General features: G+C 41.2%; 16 protein-coding genes. 9 read left to right on the plus strand and 7 right to left on the minus strand.

Annotation, left to right across the window (positions count from 1 at the left end; all coding sequences use genetic code 11):
• The first annotated feature begins 7 nt into the window (after positions 1 to 7).
• Positions 8 to 346 carry a hypothetical protein gene (locus M3627_RS00760; RefSeq protein WP_251552574.1) on the plus strand — a complete coding sequence of 113 codons (339 nt, stop codon included), beginning with the start codon at positions 8 to 10 and terminating at the stop codon, positions 344 to 346.
• Here the strand turns inward: M3627_RS00760 and M3627_RS00765 are convergent.
• From M3627_RS00765 to M3627_RS00780, 4 genes are all read right to left on the minus strand, one after another.
• The gene (locus M3627_RS00765) at positions 310 to 1,482 is read right to left on the minus strand and encodes an iron-containing alcohol dehydrogenase (RefSeq protein ID WP_251552575.1); all 1,173 of its coding nucleotides are present in this window, start codon (positions 1,480 to 1,482) and stop codon (positions 310 to 312) included. The two genes, M3627_RS00760 and M3627_RS00765, sit on opposite strands and share 37 nt — an antisense overlap.
• Before the next feature lie 12 nt (positions 1,483 to 1,494).
• Positions 1,495 to 2,916, minus strand: a complete 1,422-nt coding sequence (locus M3627_RS00770) for an aldehyde dehydrogenase family protein (protein ID WP_251552576.1) — start codon at positions 2,914 to 2,916, stop codon at positions 1,495 to 1,497.
• A 65-nt stretch (positions 2,917 to 2,981) separates the two neighbouring features.
• Complete coding sequence (locus M3627_RS00775) at positions 2,982 to 4,355, minus strand: DUF3360 domain-containing protein (RefSeq protein ID WP_251552577.1); 1,374 nt, start codon at positions 4,353 to 4,355, stop codon at positions 2,982 to 2,984.
• A gap of 132 nt (positions 4,356 to 4,487) precedes the next feature.
• Complete coding sequence (locus tag M3627_RS00780; RefSeq protein WP_251552579.1) at positions 4,488 to 5,489, minus strand: LacI family DNA-binding transcriptional regulator; 1,002 nt, start codon at positions 5,487 to 5,489, stop codon at positions 4,488 to 4,490.
• 100 nt (positions 5,490 to 5,589) lie between these two features.
• Here M3627_RS00780 and M3627_RS00785 point away from each other — a divergent pair, with 100 nt between their 5' ends.
• The 4 genes from M3627_RS00785 to M3627_RS00800 all read left to right on the plus strand — a co-directional run bounded on the left by M3627_RS00785 (position 5,590) and on the right by M3627_RS00800 (position 9,559).
• Positions 5,590 to 5,988, plus strand: a complete 399-nt coding sequence (locus M3627_RS00785; protein ID WP_251552580.1) for an acyl-CoA thioesterase — start codon at positions 5,590 to 5,592, stop codon at positions 5,986 to 5,988.
• Positions 5,989 to 6,226: 238 nt separating this feature from the next.
• Positions 6,227 to 7,060, plus strand: coding sequence for an SLAP domain-containing protein (locus M3627_RS00790; protein WP_251552581.1), 834 nt, complete (start codon positions 6,227 to 6,229; stop codon positions 7,058 to 7,060).
• A gap of 469 nt (positions 7,061 to 7,529) precedes the next feature.
• Complete coding sequence (locus M3627_RS00795) at positions 7,530 to 8,198, plus strand: response regulator transcription factor (protein WP_251552582.1); 669 nt, start codon at positions 7,530 to 7,532, stop codon at positions 8,196 to 8,198.
• Positions 8,195 to 9,559 carry a sensor histidine kinase gene (locus M3627_RS00800; RefSeq protein ID WP_251552583.1) on the plus strand — a complete coding sequence of 455 codons (1,365 nt, stop codon included), beginning with the start codon at positions 8,195 to 8,197 and terminating at the stop codon, positions 9,557 to 9,559. The genes M3627_RS00795 and M3627_RS00800 overlap by 4 nt, the downstream gene beginning before the upstream one ends.
• Before the next feature lie 412 nt (positions 9,560 to 9,971).
• Here the strand turns inward: M3627_RS00800 and M3627_RS00805 are convergent, their stop codons facing one another.
• Positions 9,972 to 10,340, minus strand: a complete 369-nt coding sequence (locus tag M3627_RS00805) for a DUF4181 domain-containing protein (RefSeq protein ID WP_251552584.1) — start codon at positions 10,338 to 10,340, stop codon at positions 9,972 to 9,974.
• 202 nt (positions 10,341 to 10,542) lie between these two features.
• Here M3627_RS00805 and M3627_RS00810 point away from each other — a divergent pair, with 202 nt between their 5' ends.
• From M3627_RS00810 to M3627_RS00825, 4 genes are read left to right on the plus strand one after another with little or no spacing between them, the layout of a single operon-like run.
• Positions 10,543 to 11,454, plus strand: a complete 912-nt coding sequence (locus M3627_RS00810) for an ABC transporter ATP-binding protein (protein WP_251552585.1) — start codon at positions 10,543 to 10,545, stop codon at positions 11,452 to 11,454.
• Complete coding sequence (locus tag M3627_RS00815) at positions 11,451 to 12,161, plus strand: ABC transporter permease (RefSeq protein ID WP_251552586.1); 711 nt, start codon at positions 11,451 to 11,453, stop codon at positions 12,159 to 12,161. Before M3627_RS00810 ends, M3627_RS00815 begins: the two co-directional genes overlap by 4 nt.
• The gene (locus M3627_RS00820; RefSeq protein ID WP_251552587.1) at positions 12,162 to 12,887 is read left to right on the plus strand and encodes an ABC transporter permease; all 726 of its coding nucleotides are present in this window, start codon (positions 12,162 to 12,164) and stop codon (positions 12,885 to 12,887) included.
• Positions 12,888 to 12,890: 3 nt separating this feature from the next.
• Positions 12,891 to 14,141 (plus strand): erythromycin esterase family protein, encoded by a 1,251-nt coding sequence (locus M3627_RS00825; protein ID WP_251552588.1) that lies wholly within the window; start codon positions 12,891 to 12,893, stop codon positions 14,139 to 14,141.
• Positions 14,142 to 14,184: 43 nt separating this feature from the next.
• Here the strand turns inward: M3627_RS00825 and M3627_RS00830 are convergent, their stop codons facing one another.
• Together M3627_RS00830 and M3627_RS00835 are read right to left on the minus strand one after the other, a co-directional pair.
• Positions 14,185 to 14,559 carry a hypothetical protein gene (locus tag M3627_RS00830; RefSeq protein ID WP_251552589.1) on the minus strand — a complete coding sequence of 125 codons (375 nt, stop codon included), beginning with the start codon at positions 14,557 to 14,559 and terminating at the stop codon, positions 14,185 to 14,187.
• 96 nt (positions 14,560 to 14,655) lie between these two features.
• Positions 14,656 to 16,005 carry a glycosyltransferase family 2 protein gene (locus tag M3627_RS00835; protein WP_251552590.1) on the minus strand — a complete coding sequence of 450 codons (1,350 nt, stop codon included), beginning with the start codon at positions 16,003 to 16,005 and terminating at the stop codon, positions 14,656 to 14,658.
• Between the last annotated feature and the right edge of the window lie 11 nt (positions 16,006 to 16,016).

Raw genomic sequence — 16,016 nt, forward strand, 5'->3', positions numbered from 1 at the left:
TGCAGAGATGGAAGAGAACCTTGCAGAGACGGGAGAGAACCTTGCGGAGACGGAGAAGAACCTTGCAGAGATGGAAGAGAACCTTGCGGAGACGGAGAAGAACCTTGCAGAGATGGAAGAGAACCTTGCAGAGACGGAAGAGAACCTTGCAGAGATGAGAGAGAACCTTGCGGAAACGGGAGTGAACCTTGCAGAGACGGGAAAGAACCTTGCGGAGACGGACGAAAACCTTGCACAAAAGGGAAAACCCCTTGCTCCACAAAAAATCCCCATGCCACCAACTGGCACAGGGACTATCCAAAAACAAATCTATTCCACAATCTCTCCATCAAAAGCTGCTCGGTAAATCGCAGCTATCTCGTCTTTTCCTAACTCCAATGGACTGCGAGCCAAAATGCGCTTCTGTTTTGTTGCGTCTTCCGTCAAGCTTTCTAGGGCACTTTCTGGAATCTCGAAGCCTTGAAGTGTAGAAGGGATGCCTACGTCTTCTACTAATCTTTTTAGCTCAGCGACGCATTTATAGGATGCTTCTTCCTGAGACAGATTACTAGAGCTGAAGCCCATTGCTTCGTAAATATCTTTCATGCGTTTTTCGCAGCTTTTGCGTATGTAGCCCATGACATAAGGGAGCAGGACGGCGTTGGAATCTCCGTGGGCGATATGGAACTGACCGCCAAGCGGATAGGCGAGTGCATGAACACCAGCAACTCCTGCGTTGAAGAAGGCAAGCCCTGCTAAATAGCTGCCGTAGCTCATATCGGTCCGAGCTTGTTTGTCTTCACCGTTCGATACAGCGGTACGAATGGAATTGCTGATTAGGCGAATAGCCTGTAGCGCTAAAGCATCTGACACAGGACTAGCATTTTTCGAGATATACGCCTCAACTGCATGAGTTAGTGCATCAACGCCAGTAGCAGCAGTAACCTTCGGAGGCAATGAAACAGTCAATGCTGGATCAACAATTGCTACGTCTGCCAATAAATAATCATGCGTCACAACGTCCTTAGTAGTCTCTAAAGATAGCACAGAGATATTCGTAACCTCAGATCCTGTCCCAGAGGTAGTAGGGATTAAAATCGTCGGTAATCCTTTATGAGTAATTTGCTTAGAGCCAGTTAAGTTTAAGTAATCTGCCACATTGCCTTCATGAGAGGCAATTACTCCTGCAAGCTTCGATAAATCGAGCGCACTGCCGCCGCCGACACCGATGACCATGTCAAAGGCATGCTCACGAGTATAGGAAACTAGCTTTTCTCCGATAGCTAAAGGGGGCTCAGGCACAACCTCTGTATAAATATCAACCGTGTAGCCGGCAGACTCGAGTGGCTCCGAGACTTGATTCGTCAAACCGATATCCTTTAAAAATGGATCGGTGACAATCAGTATTTTCTTTACTTTAAAGCGTTCCACTTCAGCTAGTAGATGGGACAGTGCATCCCATCCTGTGTAGCTGATTGGTGTGAACGTAATTTTTTCTGACATACTGCTCACTCCTTATTGATTATTCCAAACAACAAGCTTCGTTTCCGTCATTTCGTGGATCGCGTATTTGATACCTTCCTTTCCGGTACCGCTATCCTTCACACCGCCGTATGGCATTTGGTCCACACGATACGTAGGAATGTCATTGATCATGACACCGCCAACCTCTAGAAGCTTGGCTGCCTTAAAGGCTGTCTTAATATCGTTTGTGAAAATGCCTGCCTGTAGACCGAAGCTTGAATCATTGATTGCTTCAATTCCTTCTTCAATAGAAGAAATGCGGCTCACGCCAACGATCGGAGCGAATACCTCCTGACAAGAAACCTTGGAAATTGCATTCACATTTTTCAAAATCGTAGGTTGGAACACATCATTTTCAATCTTCCCGCCTGTAATAATTTCAGCACCGTGACCGACTGCTTCCTCGACCCATTCCAAAGCACGTTCCGATTCCGTAGTAGCAATCATTGCGGATATATCTGTAGCTGGATCGAAGGGACTTCCAACGACAAGCTTTTTCGTCATTTCACTAAATTGTTCAATAAACTCATCGAAAATTTCATCCATCACATACGTGCGCTGTAAGGAAATACATACCTGGCCTTGATTGGAAAAGGCACCCATTACACATTTTTGCACGACATTAGCAAGGTCTACATTTTTATCGATGATCAAACCAGCGTTAGAACCAAGCTCCAATGCAACCTTCTTCAAGCCAGCCTTGTTACGGATTCCCTTACCTACAGCAGGACTACCAGTGAATGTAATCATCTTTACCTTGTCACTTTCTACTAAAGCATCGCCAACCTCGCGACCGCTACCAGTTACAACATTAAAAGCACCTTTTGGTAGAGCCGTTTGTTCAATCAATTCAGCTAAAAATAAAGCGGACAGTGGAGTCTGAGACGCTGGCTTCAATACAATCGTATTCCCGGCCGCAATCGCAGGTCCCACTTTATGAGCTACTAAATTTTGTGGGAAGTTGAACGGAGTGATAGCTCCGATGACACCGATCGGCTCCTCAATCGTATAGCCAAATCGATCGACGCCATTTTTTGCAGCGTCCATTGGAATCATCTCACCCGTTAAACGCTTCGCTTCCTCGGCAGCAAACTTATACGTTTCAATCGTACGGTCAATTTCCCCATACGCATATTTCAGTGGCTTTGCGGCCTCTAATGAAATAATTTTTGCAGCCTCTTCACGATGTACGGCGAACAGCTGAGCAATTTGCTCCAAAATAGCAGAGCGCTCGAATGCTGTCAGAGCTGCCATTTTTTCTCGCGCACCATGTGCCACTTCAATTGCTTCATCCACTTCCTCACGAGTTGCCTGTGGAATCTTCGCGATTAGCTCTTTCGTATGAGGGGAATATAGCTCCGCATATCTTTCAGAAGATTTCCATTCACCGTTTACATAGTAGTTTTTTTCCATGTCGATCATCCTTTCATTCGTTACAGCTGTAACAATATTTTACCATGCGAGGATGCCATATATGTTTAGTCCGCTTTCTGATCCTTCATGAAGGTGTTGTCGACCTCACCTCTAAAGAAATGCTTACCGTAGATTAATAAACAAAGTATGATTCCTACAGCAAACGCCCAAGCAGCACCCTTTATGCAAAGTACGGCACCAATAATACCAGCGATACCTAGGTCACGTTGACTACGTGATTCTAAAATACCGACCTTAACACTAACATACCCTTGAATGAGTAAAGTTAAAGCTAAGGCTACTCCTAAAATTGGCTCTACTAAACTAACGATTGGTAATAAAAGTAATCCAGTGTTAGTTCCCCAACGGAATGAGCCAACTCCACCAAAGAACGAATCCATTGCTTTTCGTCCTTTTTTAAACCGTTCAACCATCACGACCTGCATAGCTGACCATAATGGACCACACATCGTTACGTCTGGACCTAAAATACTCATCGCACTATTACGTATTCCAAATATCAAGTGAGCACGACTCGGATTGTATTCGATTTTTTCATCAGGACGTGAAGCAGCCCCTTCTTCCACTAATGCTTTCGTTTGTAGCACGTCTCCGAACAACACGATATACGCTGCTAGCACTGTTGGTAAACCAGTAAGGAACATCATCAGTGGTGGGAAACCTAAACCAAATATTGTATATTCATTCCACAGCGTGACGAAGTCAGGTGTTGAAAAGCCCCATTGAAGTGTTGGCCATGGTGCTTCTCCAAAAATTGGAGCGATCACGACCGCCAAAATAATAACAGGAAATATCCCGAGCTTAGCAATCGTCCCCCAAAACGGATTTCGGTTTTGGAAAGTAGCAAAATGGTTAGAGAATAATAGATAGAAAGCTATGCCGATTGCAATTGTGATCGTCCATGGGAAGGACTCAAATCTTCCTCCGATTTGGAAAACAGAGATAACAGCTGCAAAACCTGCCCCAAGGATAACCCCTGATTTAATGGCAGGTGGGATTAGCTTAACAACCTTAGATGCGAGACCGGTTGAACCGAGCAGCAAGGAAAGAATCCCTAGCGTCATCTGGAAGGCGATCAAGGCATGAACCCGTTCTGCACCTTCAGGGAACTGCTGGCAATAAAGCATGATCAGCGGTATAGCTGGAGTAATCCATCCCGGAACTGCTGGGTCACCAAGTAAATGATGTAACAAATAAAAGATTCCGTTTAATAATACGATTGCCATAGCAACCTCAAATGGCATTCCCAGCAACTCGATTAAAAGTGGAATCGCAGATAAATCGACTGCACACATGAGCAAGCCTTGCACATAATCTGGCCATTCAAAACGGTAGTGAATAAAAGGTAAGCGGATCTTAAAAGGGCCCGCTGGTATGTACGGGGATTCCTCTCCATACTTTCGGTTTTTCCATAACATAAACTAAATCTCCTCCCAATTTTTAATGTAACCCCTTACATAAAACCCCTTTTGAATACGTAACCATTTTATTGGAAAGTAAAATGGTTACGTATTCATTGCTAGAGAAAAAATAAAACAAACCTGGCTTCATTAGTTTGTTTTAAGTGCTCTCGTCGTGCTTCTTTTAAATACTTTAACAGACTCCGTAATTTGTGTGCAACTATTTTTTTTATTTTCAATCATTTCTATTAATTCCTGAATAGCTAAAAATCCTAGATTCTCCTCAGAGATGCTACCCACTGTTGTTAGTTGAATCGACCCGTGCATACTCATATCCACGTTATCAATTCCTATAATACTCAAGTCATTTGGGATCGATAGACCGTGCTGAAAAGCTTCATCCATTAAAAATAACGCGAGCGAATCCGAGCCTCCACAAATAGCTGTAGGACGATCCTCTAAATTTTTCAGCTTTTCAAAAGCCAAGGCAATATCCTGTTTGGAGGTATCTGTATTAAATATATACCTCTCAGATACATGTAGTTCAAAATCCTCCATAGCCTTCTTGTAGCCAAGATAGCGATTATGGAAGGTACTAACAGACAATGGGCCACCAACCCAAGCAATCCTTGTATGGCCCAGCTCCACCATATGCTTGACTGCTAAATAACCGGCTTGAAAATTATCGATTTCCACAAAATACTCATTATTTTTATGCTTGCGGTTATAGGTGATAAAAGGAATGTTCATCCGCTTGAGCTTATCAAAAATAGGATCATCCAATAAAATACAAGATAAAATAATGCCGTCAATTTTATGCTCAAAGGCAGTCGCATATGCTTCACTAAGCTTTTCATCGTTTACAAACTGTACGCTTACACGATATCCCATTTCATTCGCATAATTGACGATAGCAGTAGTACTGTCCACAAAAAATGGATTATGTAGCGGTCCAGATAGAAGGGCAATCGACCCTGTCTTATTTTGAACTAAAGAGCGCGCATGAAGATTCGGCATATAGTTTAACTCATCAATCGCCTTCATAACTTTTTCAAGAGTGGGCTTCTTAACTAACTCCGGTGTATTTAAAACACGAGATACTGTCGTTTGGGAAACACCCGCATGCTTTGCAACGTCTTTTGAGGATACCAAGACAAAACCTCCTTTTAGGTCTATTCTATATCGTTTCTCCCAGAAAAAGAAGGATTATAAATACCCTTGTGGAAATAAAGGAAGGAGGGGAGAGGAAGAAATGTTCCAAACTATAATAGAACCAAGAGTCTCAGAAACCGATGGAGTAGGGCATATCAACAACACCACCATTCCGATTTGGCTAGAGGGTGGCAGAAACCAATTATTTACCCTCTTCAACCCGGATTTAAGCTTTCATAACTGGAAAATGATTATCCTAAAAACAACCGTAGAATATAAAGCGCAAATCTATTACGGAAAACAAGTAGAAATCAAATGCTGGATCAAACGAATCGGCAACTCCAGCCTCGAGCTATACGAGGAAATCTGGCAGGAAGAAAAGCTAACAGTCCAAGCCACCACCATTTATGTAAATTACAATGTACAAGAGAATAAAAGCGAGGTAATTCCAGACGATATAAGAAGAGAGCTGGAGAAGCATATGTATGTGGGAGATTGAAGAAAATTGATCAGCATCAAACTCTTTAAAATCTAATTGGTGCATTCGAGCAAGCTCGAATGGCATTTCAGTCTTGTTTCTCAAGGTATATCTGGGGCATCATTTCGAATCCATGTAATATATTACATAAATATCCCTGCAATACTACTTAATAGATACATAGGAATGACCTAGTATTATCAGAGTAGTCTTTGTGATATAATGTCTATATAGTTCGAATTTTGAAGGGAATGTTTTCATGTTTAAACCAAACCAACCAAAGACATCCAATAGATTGAAAACAATACTAGAGTTCAGTGACCTATGGGAATTAGATCAACAGGAGCGCTATGTTTTCCAATACTATCACAATAAGCTTAAGGGATTAGACCCAAACCAAATTAACATCCATGGTGTGGCATTGCATAAAAATGATAACGGGTTTATTATGACTGCAATCATTCGTCACTCCCTACAAAAAACATTGAATATGGAAGTCATTAGATTAGTAGTAAGAGATAAGGATGGCAAAGATATAGCACGTAAGGAGTTCAATATGGAGGTATTCGGTCTATTAAACTCTTTAAGAGCACGTCCTTGGATTTTTGAATTCGACAAAGATTCCTTGCTTGTGCCAGAGGAAGAAATAAAAGACAAAATGGAATTCGAAGTACTGTTTGAATACCAGCAGCCAGTTGTATCTGATTTCACATTACAATTAGATGAAAACTGGTCCAATGGGCTGTCTCCAGAGCAGATTGCTTCACTTGAGGCTTCATTAGCTTCCATGGAGGCTGTGGAAGAAAACTCCCTTTCCGTTAATGCCTTTCACTTTGCAGAAGTTGAAGACGGCGTTCATGTATACGTGGTACTACGCAACGGATACAAAGAAGAAATCACAATCAGCAACCTTCCAGTTCAACTATTAGACGCGGCAGGCGATGTAGTTGCAAAACTAGGCTTCCCATTAGAACAATTTGCTGTAGGATCTCATCAGGCTAGACCAGTAAGTCTTCACTTCCCGAAAAACGTATTCCAAAAAGAATCACCAGATTTCTCAAGCTGGAATGTTCAGCTAACACCACAAAACTAATCCAAAACTCCCTACCATTCACTTGGTGGGGAGTTTTTTTGTGGGAAAGATATAACTGGCGACAAAATTTCATGATATAATCCCTTTATTGTAAGAATATTGTAAAATAATTAATATCAATCATGCAGGGCGATGAGCTCATTTACTCAGCGAGCAAGATTTACAACAATCAAAGCATAATTGACAACAATCAAAGTAAAATTTACGACAATAGGCAGCTAAATTACTACAATCAGCGTCTACTTTACTACAATGGCAATCCAGTTCAACCCGCCAAGCCAGATTTACGACAATCAAGGCAAAATTTACAACAATAGGCTGCTAAATTACTACAATGAGCGTCTAATTTACTACAATCCAACATTACTTTACTACAATCACGAGCAAACACGAAAAGAAGCTCTTCAACTAGAGTGCTACTACTAAAAGTGATGCTCTTCAAGAGACAACCCCAATGAGGAGGACGACCATGACACACATTCTATACATAGAAGACGAAATAGATATAGGCACTTGGGTTACGAAGGATTTAACAGAAAGAGGATATGAGGTGACGTGGCTGAAGTCTGGGGAGGATGCGGAAAAGTATGTTTCGCAGGTGGATCTTGCTATTTTGGATGTGATGATTCCAGGGCTCGATGGCTTTTCGGTTGGAAGGCGGATGAAGAAGGAGAAGGGGGACCTGCCTATTTTAATGCTTTCGGCGCGGACGGCGGTGGAGGATAAGATAGAGGGGCTTCATTTTGCAGATGATTATTTGACGAAGCCGTTTCATCCGGATGAGCTGGCTGCTCGGGTGGAGGTCCTTTTACGGAGATACCAAAAGAATGACGATGTATTAAAGCTTCAGCATCTAACCATACATACAAAGGATATGCGCATAGTGGACAATGAAACAAATGAAGAAATCCAGTTAACTGGCAAGCAGTATCATCTGCTGCAGTTTTTTATTCGTCATCTCAATCAAATCCTAACGAAGGAACAGCTGTATGAAGGGGTTTGGGGAGAGCGATATATGGAGGGCGATAAGACGCTGATGGTTCATATTCGTTACTTGCGGGAAAGAATTGAGCGGAATCCGGCAAAGCCTCTAATCATTGAAACGATCCGCGGAATTGGATATAGGGTAAAACTATGAAGAGATTATTCCAATCCTTACTAGCGAAGTATATGCTGCTGATTTTGTTAGCGATGTTTATCGTTCAGGCTGCATACTTGATTATTGCCTTGTTTGTGTTTGGTGTTTCCTATAATTCTGGGGAAACGCAAAATAAAGGTGCGGTTGAGGAAAGTGCAGTAGAGGACAAATGGCATCAAGAAGCAAACGCCATGCAAAATGCAACGACCGAATCCGTTCAACAGGTTTTTGATCGTTGGAAGGAGCAGTATCCACGAGCATCCATGTTTTGGGTGGATGGACAAGGGAAACTCGCGAGCCAAAAGGACGTACAGGAGCAGCTCCCTACTGAGTGGTCGCCCGCCTATACGGCAAAGTTTATCAAACAGCGTTATGGAGGGAACCCTTTTACCGTTATTGCGTTTGTTGGACAAGATGAGACGAACGGCTTCGTTGTACTCGAGCTGCCAAGGTCCGAGTTTGATCCGCCACTTGCCAATATGTATGACAGATATGGACTCATTTTCATAACAGGTGTGATGGCTATCATTTTCCTGTTCCTATTCATGTCCTTTCTATTCTTTAGAAGCATTCGAAAGCGGTTATTGCATTTACAGGAGGCAATGGAAATACGGGATGTAGACGGGCTGCCAATTGGAATTCCGGTAAAAAAGAAGGACGAAATTGGACAGCTTGAAAAGACATTCAATCAAATGGTAGGCGAGCTGAGGGAGAGCAAGCAGAGGGAACAGAAGGAGGAGCAGCTACGTCGAGAGCTGATTGCCAATCTGTCTCATGATTTGCGAACTCCGTTAACGAAAATAAGAGCTCAAGCGTATTCGATTGCAAAAGAGGATTTATCTGACGAAGGAAAGAAAGCGATCCAATCGCTTGAGTCCTCGGTTGTGAATGTGGACAGACTCATTGAAAATCTGATGTCTTACACGCTACTCATGGCTAGTAAATACAAATTTGAATCGAAGGAAATGGACGTTGTCCGCTATGTAAAGGAATGTCTAGCTTTATGGTATCCCGTATTCGAAAAGGAAGGGTTTGAAGTGGACGTCCACTTGGTTCCTTTTGAACGAAATAATTGGAGGATCGACCCGATTTGGTTAGGGAGTATACTAGATAATTTATTGCAAAACGTGCTTCGCCATGCAAAGAATGGAGCTTATGTTTGCGTCAAAACGGAAACTACCGACCAATATGATGCTATCGTTATTTCCGACAGAGGGAAAGGGATGAAGAACGAATCCGATGAAGCTGGGGCTGGAATAGGCTTGTCCATCGTCGATATGATGGTGAAGGGCATGAAGCTGGACTGGGACATGGAGTCTAGTGAAAATGGAACGACTATCAAATTGAAAAAATACAAGTAATGGTGTAGGAGAATAACTGAATAAGTAACCGAAAAACGCATAGATACTTACGTCTATGCGTTTTATTATGCATATTTCACATTGTACAATCGCGATTCTTGTTAACACTCTAGGTACCAGAATCTACAAGGGTGATAAGCCTACCAAGGTGGCCTTTTTAATTGGAAACGGTCGGTTTTTGCTCGTAATCGGTCGGTTCGAGTCAATAATCGGTCGGTTTCTTCGAATAATCGGTCGGTTCAGGTCAAGAATCGGTCGGTTATCTCGAATAATCGGTCAGTCAAAGAAGATCAAGTGGAAGAAATACAAGTAATGCAGTATGAGGAAAAAATATAACTAAATAAGTAACCGAAAAACGCATAGACCATTACGTCTATGCGTTTTTCCTTTGCCTTATTTTCTACAATCATTGTCAGCTATAATTAACCAATAATAGAACAAAGAGTACACAAGAGGTTACAAGATTGACAAGGGTAATAATATATTGTCTTTCTTCTCGTTCGTATTTATATTCTACATAAGCGCGGAGACTAAGTAAAACAACGCCAATAGTAATTAGTAAATAGACCCATACCCAATGCTGCACAAACCAAAATAAACCAATGATAATAATTACTAGAACAAACAAGAATATTTCTATCCATTTATGTGTATTATTCACAAATTTAAAAAATCTATCAGGAGTAGTAATGTTATATTTCCGTCTTAAGAAGTACTGTAAAACGAAACTGATAACCATTAGTAAAAAAACTAAAGCAATATACATATCGACAGTCATCATTCAACACCCCTTTCTACCTGTAATGTTCATTTCTATATAATGTATTTTAACACAATAAATACCTGAATATTCAAATACTTTCAATATAACAAGCTCCCATTGTATAGCGCCCATTCCCACCACCATTTTTAAACAAAATTTAACCTTTCCCCTTACGTTCTTTTAACCTTTCATCTTTAACATAGATAAAGAGGTGAGGGAAATGGAATATGTAGTACAAACAAATAATTTATCAAAACGTTTTGGAAAGGAAGTAGCCGTAGAAGGGCTAAATATGAAAATACGTAAAGGAGAGATTTACGGATTTTTAGGACCGAATGGAGCGGGGAAGACAACGACGATCCGTATGCTGTTAGGGCTGATGAAGTCGTCGTCCGGCACAATTCAAATCTTTGAAAAGGATTTACATAAAGAGCGCATCAATATTTTAAAAAGAGTGGGCTCCCTAGTAGAGAACCCATCATACTATCCCCATTTAACGGCGTATGAAAATTTAGAGGCATTACGGAAGATCCTAGGGGTACCGACATCAAGAATCCATGAGGTATTAGAAATTGTCCGATTATCTGAGGTGGCCAATAAAAAGGTCAAAGGATTCTCGCTAGGAATGAAGCAACGCTTAGGAATAGCGGCTTCCTTATTAAACAGTCCGGAGCTATTAATATTAGACGAGCCAACAAACGGATTGGACCCATCCGGCATTATAGAAATTCGTAACCTAATCAAACAGCTGCCCGCTGAAACTGGGATGACTATTTTAATCTCCAGTCATTTATTGTCCGAGATTGACCAAATGGCGACGACCGTTGGAATCGTTTCAAAAGGAAAAATGATTTACCAGGACTCCATCGAGGCTCTCCGCATGCATGCGAAGCAAAAGATTTTACTGAAGGTGAGCAATAGTGAGCAGGCATGGCGTTCGTTATTAGGGAACGGGATAAAAGCAGAATGGCAGGAAGGGGTTATCCTACTGTCCGAGCATTCCGATGAAAAAGTAGCGAAGGCAATCCAGACCCTCGTGCACGGAGGCTACTCCATTTACCGAGTGGAAGAGGAAAAAAGATCGCTTGAAGATACGTTCCTTCAAATGACCGCAGAGGAGCAGTTCGTATGATTGGAAAACTAATAAAGGCAGACTTTTTGAAGATAAAACGAAAAGGATTATGGTTTCTAGCATTTTTAGGGCCGTTCGGAGTGATTGCGCTGCAAATGGTCAACTACGGCGTTCGGAAAGATTATTTACTAAAGCAAAGTGATGATGATTGGGGCTATTATTTAGCAAACGTACACTCGTTTACCCCATTAGCACTTGTATTAGGAATCGCTATTTTAACTTCATTTATAGCAAGTATAGAAAATGAGACGAATGCTTGGAAGCAGCTGATTTCATTGCCGGTCTCCAAAATGGGCGTGTATTTATCGAAGTTCACGGTTCTCGCAAGCCTGCTTTTTGTATCCTCCTTGCTTGTAGGAATATTTTCTTTAGTATATGGCATTTTTCTGAACTTGGGAGATGACATTCCTTACTTGGAGCTACTCAAATATAGCTTTTATCCTTATTTGGCAGCTCTGCCAGTACTAGCGCTACAGCTATGGATTGCGTCCGTCAGTCAAAACCAAGGTATTCCCATTACAACAGGAGTGTTAGGTGTCATTTTTGCCTATTCGGCCTTCGTTTTACCAGACTGGATGATTTGGAAGTGGCCATCTTTGATGAATGAGTGGGATGAGCCAATCATTAATGTCCTGCTTGGGGTTGGGGTAGGGCTTGTATTGTATATCGCAGGAATGCTCGACTTTATGAGAAGGGACGTGAAATAAATGCTCTCGATTTTACAATCAGAATGGTTTAAGTTTCGCCATTCCAAAATTTTGTTCATGATCTTGACCGTGCCCCTTGTTGGTATTTTTCTTGGATTTACTAACGGTTTTTCAGATGACCGTGTAAATGAATGGTATCTATCCTTACTAACGATGAATTTTACGTATGGCTTACTATTTTTACCTTTGTTAACAGGAGTTTTAGCAAGTGTGATTTGTAGATACGAGCATCAGGCAGGGGGCTGGAAGCAGCTGCTCGCATTGCCAGGGACAAGAGGAAAAGTATTTGCAGCGAAGTATATATTGTTATTATTGCTAGTGCTGGTCATTCAATTATTATTTTTTGCTTCCCTTTACGTAGTAGGTATCATGCAAGGGTTCACCGATCCATTTCCCATGCAAATTGTATGGAAAAGCTTAGTCGGGGGATGGGTGGCGACATTACCGTTAGTCGCATTACAGCTATGGATGGCTATCATGTTCAAGAGCTTTGCGGCACCGTTCGCGGTTAATGTAATTTTAACATTGCCTACGATACTAGTTGTAAACTCCGAGCGCCTTGGCTCATTCTATCCGTGGGCTCAGCCATTTTTGATGATGTATATCGGAGGGGACACGAGTGATACGTTCTTCGTTCCATGGGATCAATTATTAACGGTAGTGGGCGGAAGCTTTTTATTATTCTTCATTGGAGGATATATCTATTTTCAAAGGAAGGCGGTATAAAAAATGGAACGGAATTTTATAGTAGTTATGGTTATCTTGCTTGCAGTTATATTGACGGGGTGCAGCAGTAAAGCAGCTGATAACGCAGAATCATTTATTTCAACCGTAGAAGCGATGGATATCCCGGACGGTGTGAAGGTCATCGGCTTAGGGGAGGCGACACATGGGAATGTGGAGTTTCAAGAGCTGAAAAAAGGTGTATTTGAATCGCTAATCAAACAAGAAAACGTTCGAGTATTCGTCATCGAGGGTGACTTTGGTGGCGGCCAGCAAATAAACGATTTCATCTTAAATGGAACGGGCACAGCTGAAGAAGCGGTAAACACGCTGGACTACGCTATTTATAAAACAGAGCAAATGGTCAATCTCGTACAATGGATGCATGATTATAACGCAACCGCAAGCGAGGAAGAGAAGATTTACTTTTACGGAAACGATATGCAGCGCTATGACTATAGCAAAAAAGGCGTGCTGGACTTTTACCAAACGGTTAACGAAAATGCGTTGACGAACTATGAATCAAAGCTCGAGCAAGTTTCTAATGAGAGCATGCGTGAACTAACAACAGAGCAGCTAAATGATATCAATCAAACAGTAGAAGAGATTATTCAAGATTTACAATCTAACGAAGCAGCTTATATAGAGAAATCAAATAAAGAAGCTCACTCTCTTGCGCTACAATATGCTCAAATCATGAGGCAGCGTACTCAGCTATTCTTAAATGAAAAGGATTATATGCAGCTACGAGATGAATACCTGGCTCAAAATCTGCAATGGATCATGGAGTTCGAGACAGCCCGTGGCAACGAGAAGGTTTTCTTTAATGGTCATAACGGACATGTGGAAAAAACGTCTGCATCGGTAGCTGGCTACAAATCGATGGGGCATTATTTAGACGAGCAATATGGAGAAGCGTACTTTGCAATTGGTACGGACTTCACCGAGAGCAAGTTTCAGTCCAAAAATGGCAGTGGAGAGCGTAAAGACTATAAAGTAAAAAACAACAATGACTTAACCGATGCCTTTAGAAAGGTAGAGTCCAATATTTTCTATGTGGATTTTGAAAAAGCAGAAGAGTCGGAGGTATTAAAGGATATTATATCGAAGGAGCAAAAGATGGCTAATATCGGAGATGACTTCCGTTACTGGTACAAGTTTTTGAAGATGTTCTATACAATCGAAATGACGCCAAATGAAGCATATGATGGTGTCATTATCGTTAAAGAAGCAACACCGACAAGAGTGAATGAATAGAAATAGCAAGAATCCATTTTATTTTAGAATGGATTCTTGCTTTCTATTCCACGATAATCGAAAAAGCATAGTTCCCATCTCCATTGTTCCAGAAAGCTGTCAGATTGTAGAGATAGAGCCCTTTTTCTTTTGGAGCTACGAAGATATGATCATGAATCGGAATTTGAGTGACATTATTTTTGCCTTGCTCCACCTTCAGGGATTCCGCAACTGGTTTCATCCTAAATTCTATGTTAATTTCTTCTCCTGGCGAAACCGAGGTAGGAGAGTCTAACGGTCTGACTGGGTTAGCGCAGGCAGTAGACAGGATTCCACTCCAACAATAGTAACCTTGTGTAGTAGAGATATGTGTGTCGCCTGCCGTAATAGAAGGTAAGGGAGGCTCGGTACGAAAAGGCTCGAATACAAGCAACCCCATGATTATCAATCCAATTATACTAATGACAGTGAATATCTCTCTAATTGAAATCGCCTCTTTATCTACAGTAGAAGTTTATTTATCTATCACTTTAGTTTATTGGGCAATTACCTTTGCAGGCTCGATGTCTTCAAAATGTACTGCACCGCTTCTAGTTAGCTTGTTCCAATTGGTTCTGCTTCCGAAAAAGTATAAAATAGTGCCGTAAGTAAAGAAAAAGGTGTCCAGAAAGCGATAGGTGATGGACTCCCACATCGTGAATAGGATGATACGAAGCCAGTGTAAAACAGAAAATTTATAGCCGTAATGTCCTGCTCTTTGAACTGCCACTAAACGGAGTATAAACTCACTAAACCAAGCGATAGCCATCAACAAAAATGTAATGCCGGATACGTTTCCGAGTATGATGGAGATTGGAAATATGACGAGTGCTACTGTCCCCACTATACTAAGCGTGATTGATTCAAATAAGAGAAAACTAGAAAACTTCTTACCCAAGTTAATGAAAAAGTCTTTCTTATATAAATTAATGCAATCTATGAATCCCTTTTGCCAGCGAATACGCTGATGCATGAGGGATGCAAAATTCTCTGGAACTTCTGTGTAACAGACAGCCTCGGGTATAAAAATCATTTTTTCTCCCAAATTTCTATTGTGTATATATTTTTGAAGTCGGAAGGTGATCTCCATATCCTCACCAAGCGTATCCCGATAACCACCAATTTGTTTAAGGACATCTCTTCTAAATGCCCCGAAGGCCCCAGACACTACATTTAACACATTTAGTTTCGCTTGTGTGACCTTCCTTACGTAAAAGGATGAAAGATAACCAGAAACCTGATACTTTATAATCCAGTTTTTAGTGTAATGAATAAGGCCTTGTTTATTTATTTGCTGTCCGACGTGGACCATCCCGCCACCGGCTATCACCTTTGGATCAACAAATGCTTCATTGATCTTGTTTAAGCTATTCTTTTCTAATATAGAGTCAGCATCCAAGGTGATGACAATTTCACCAGTCGCTATAGATATTCCTGTGTTTAAGGCTGCTGATTTCCCGCCGTTATACTGATCCACAACTAGAATGTCAGGATATTTTTTACTTAGGTAAACATTTTTAATCACCCCAGAATCTAAGAGACTAGCAGAGTCTCTAAGCGCATCCTCTAGGTCAAGCATCTCCTGTAATACCTTCAAGGTAGAATCAGTAGACCCGTCATTTATAAAGATGGCCTCTTTTTTCATATAGTCCAACCTAAACCAGCTATCTAAGCATTGCTTGAGAACCAGCTCCTCATTGTAGGCTGGGATTAATACAGAAATCTTTTTCTCCGGCAGAATAAGAAGCTTCGTTTTAGTTGTATTCAGAGAGCTGTATATATACTTTAATTGTAGGAGCAAATAAAGTATAAAAATTATGATTAAGCCAATAGATAGTAAATCCAAATAAATCCTTC

Source organism: Psychrobacillus sp. MER TA 171, from assembly GCF_023713305.1.
Classification (GTDB): Bacteria; Bacillota; Bacilli; order Bacillales_A; family Planococcaceae; genus Psychrobacillus.

What these genes read in the sequence shown, in the direction of transcription:
- M3627_RS00760 (WP_251552574.1), top strand. Translation starts at nt 8, where the DNA reads ATGGAAGAGAACCTTGCAGAGACGGGAGAGAACCTTGCGGAGACGGAG.
- M3627_RS00825 (WP_251552588.1), top strand. Translation starts at nt 12,891, where the DNA reads ATGGAACGGAATTTTATAGTAGTTATGGTTATCTTGCTTGCAGTTATA.
- M3627_RS00795 (WP_251552582.1), top strand. Translation starts at nt 7,530, where the DNA reads ATGACACACATTCTATACATAGAAGACGAAATAGATATAGGCACTTGG.
- M3627_RS00805 (WP_251552584.1), bottom strand. Translation starts at nt 10,340, where the DNA reads ATGATGACTGTCGATATGTATATTGCTTTAGTTTTTTTACTAATGGTT.
- M3627_RS00765 (WP_251552575.1), bottom strand. Translation starts at nt 1,482, where the DNA reads ATGTCAGAAAAAATTACGTTCACACCAATCAGCTACACAGGATGGGAT.
- M3627_RS00785 (WP_251552580.1), top strand. Translation starts at nt 5,590, where the DNA reads ATGTTCCAAACTATAATAGAACCAAGAGTCTCAGAAACCGATGGAGTA.
- M3627_RS00830 (WP_251552589.1), bottom strand. Translation starts at nt 14,559, where the DNA reads ATGGGGTTGCTTGTATTCGAGCCTTTTCGTACCGAGCCTCCCTTACCT.
- M3627_RS00820 (WP_251552587.1), top strand. Translation starts at nt 12,162, where the DNA reads ATGCTCTCGATTTTACAATCAGAATGGTTTAAGTTTCGCCATTCCAAA.
- M3627_RS00810 (WP_251552585.1), top strand. Translation starts at nt 10,543, where the DNA reads ATGGAATATGTAGTACAAACAAATAATTTATCAAAACGTTTTGGAAAG.
- M3627_RS00815 (WP_251552586.1), top strand. Translation starts at nt 11,451, where the DNA reads ATGATTGGAAAACTAATAAAGGCAGACTTTTTGAAGATAAAACGAAAA.
- M3627_RS00775 (WP_251552577.1), bottom strand. Translation starts at nt 4,355, where the DNA reads ATGTTATGGAAAAACCGAAAGTATGGAGAGGAATCCCCGTACATACCA.
- M3627_RS00800 (WP_251552583.1), top strand. Translation starts at nt 8,195, where the DNA reads ATGAAGAGATTATTCCAATCCTTACTAGCGAAGTATATGCTGCTGATT.
- M3627_RS00770 (WP_251552576.1), bottom strand. Translation starts at nt 2,916, where the DNA reads ATGGAAAAAAACTACTATGTAAACGGTGAATGGAAATCTTCTGAAAGA.
- M3627_RS00790 (WP_251552581.1), top strand. Translation starts at nt 6,227, where the DNA reads ATGTTTAAACCAAACCAACCAAAGACATCCAATAGATTGAAAACAATA.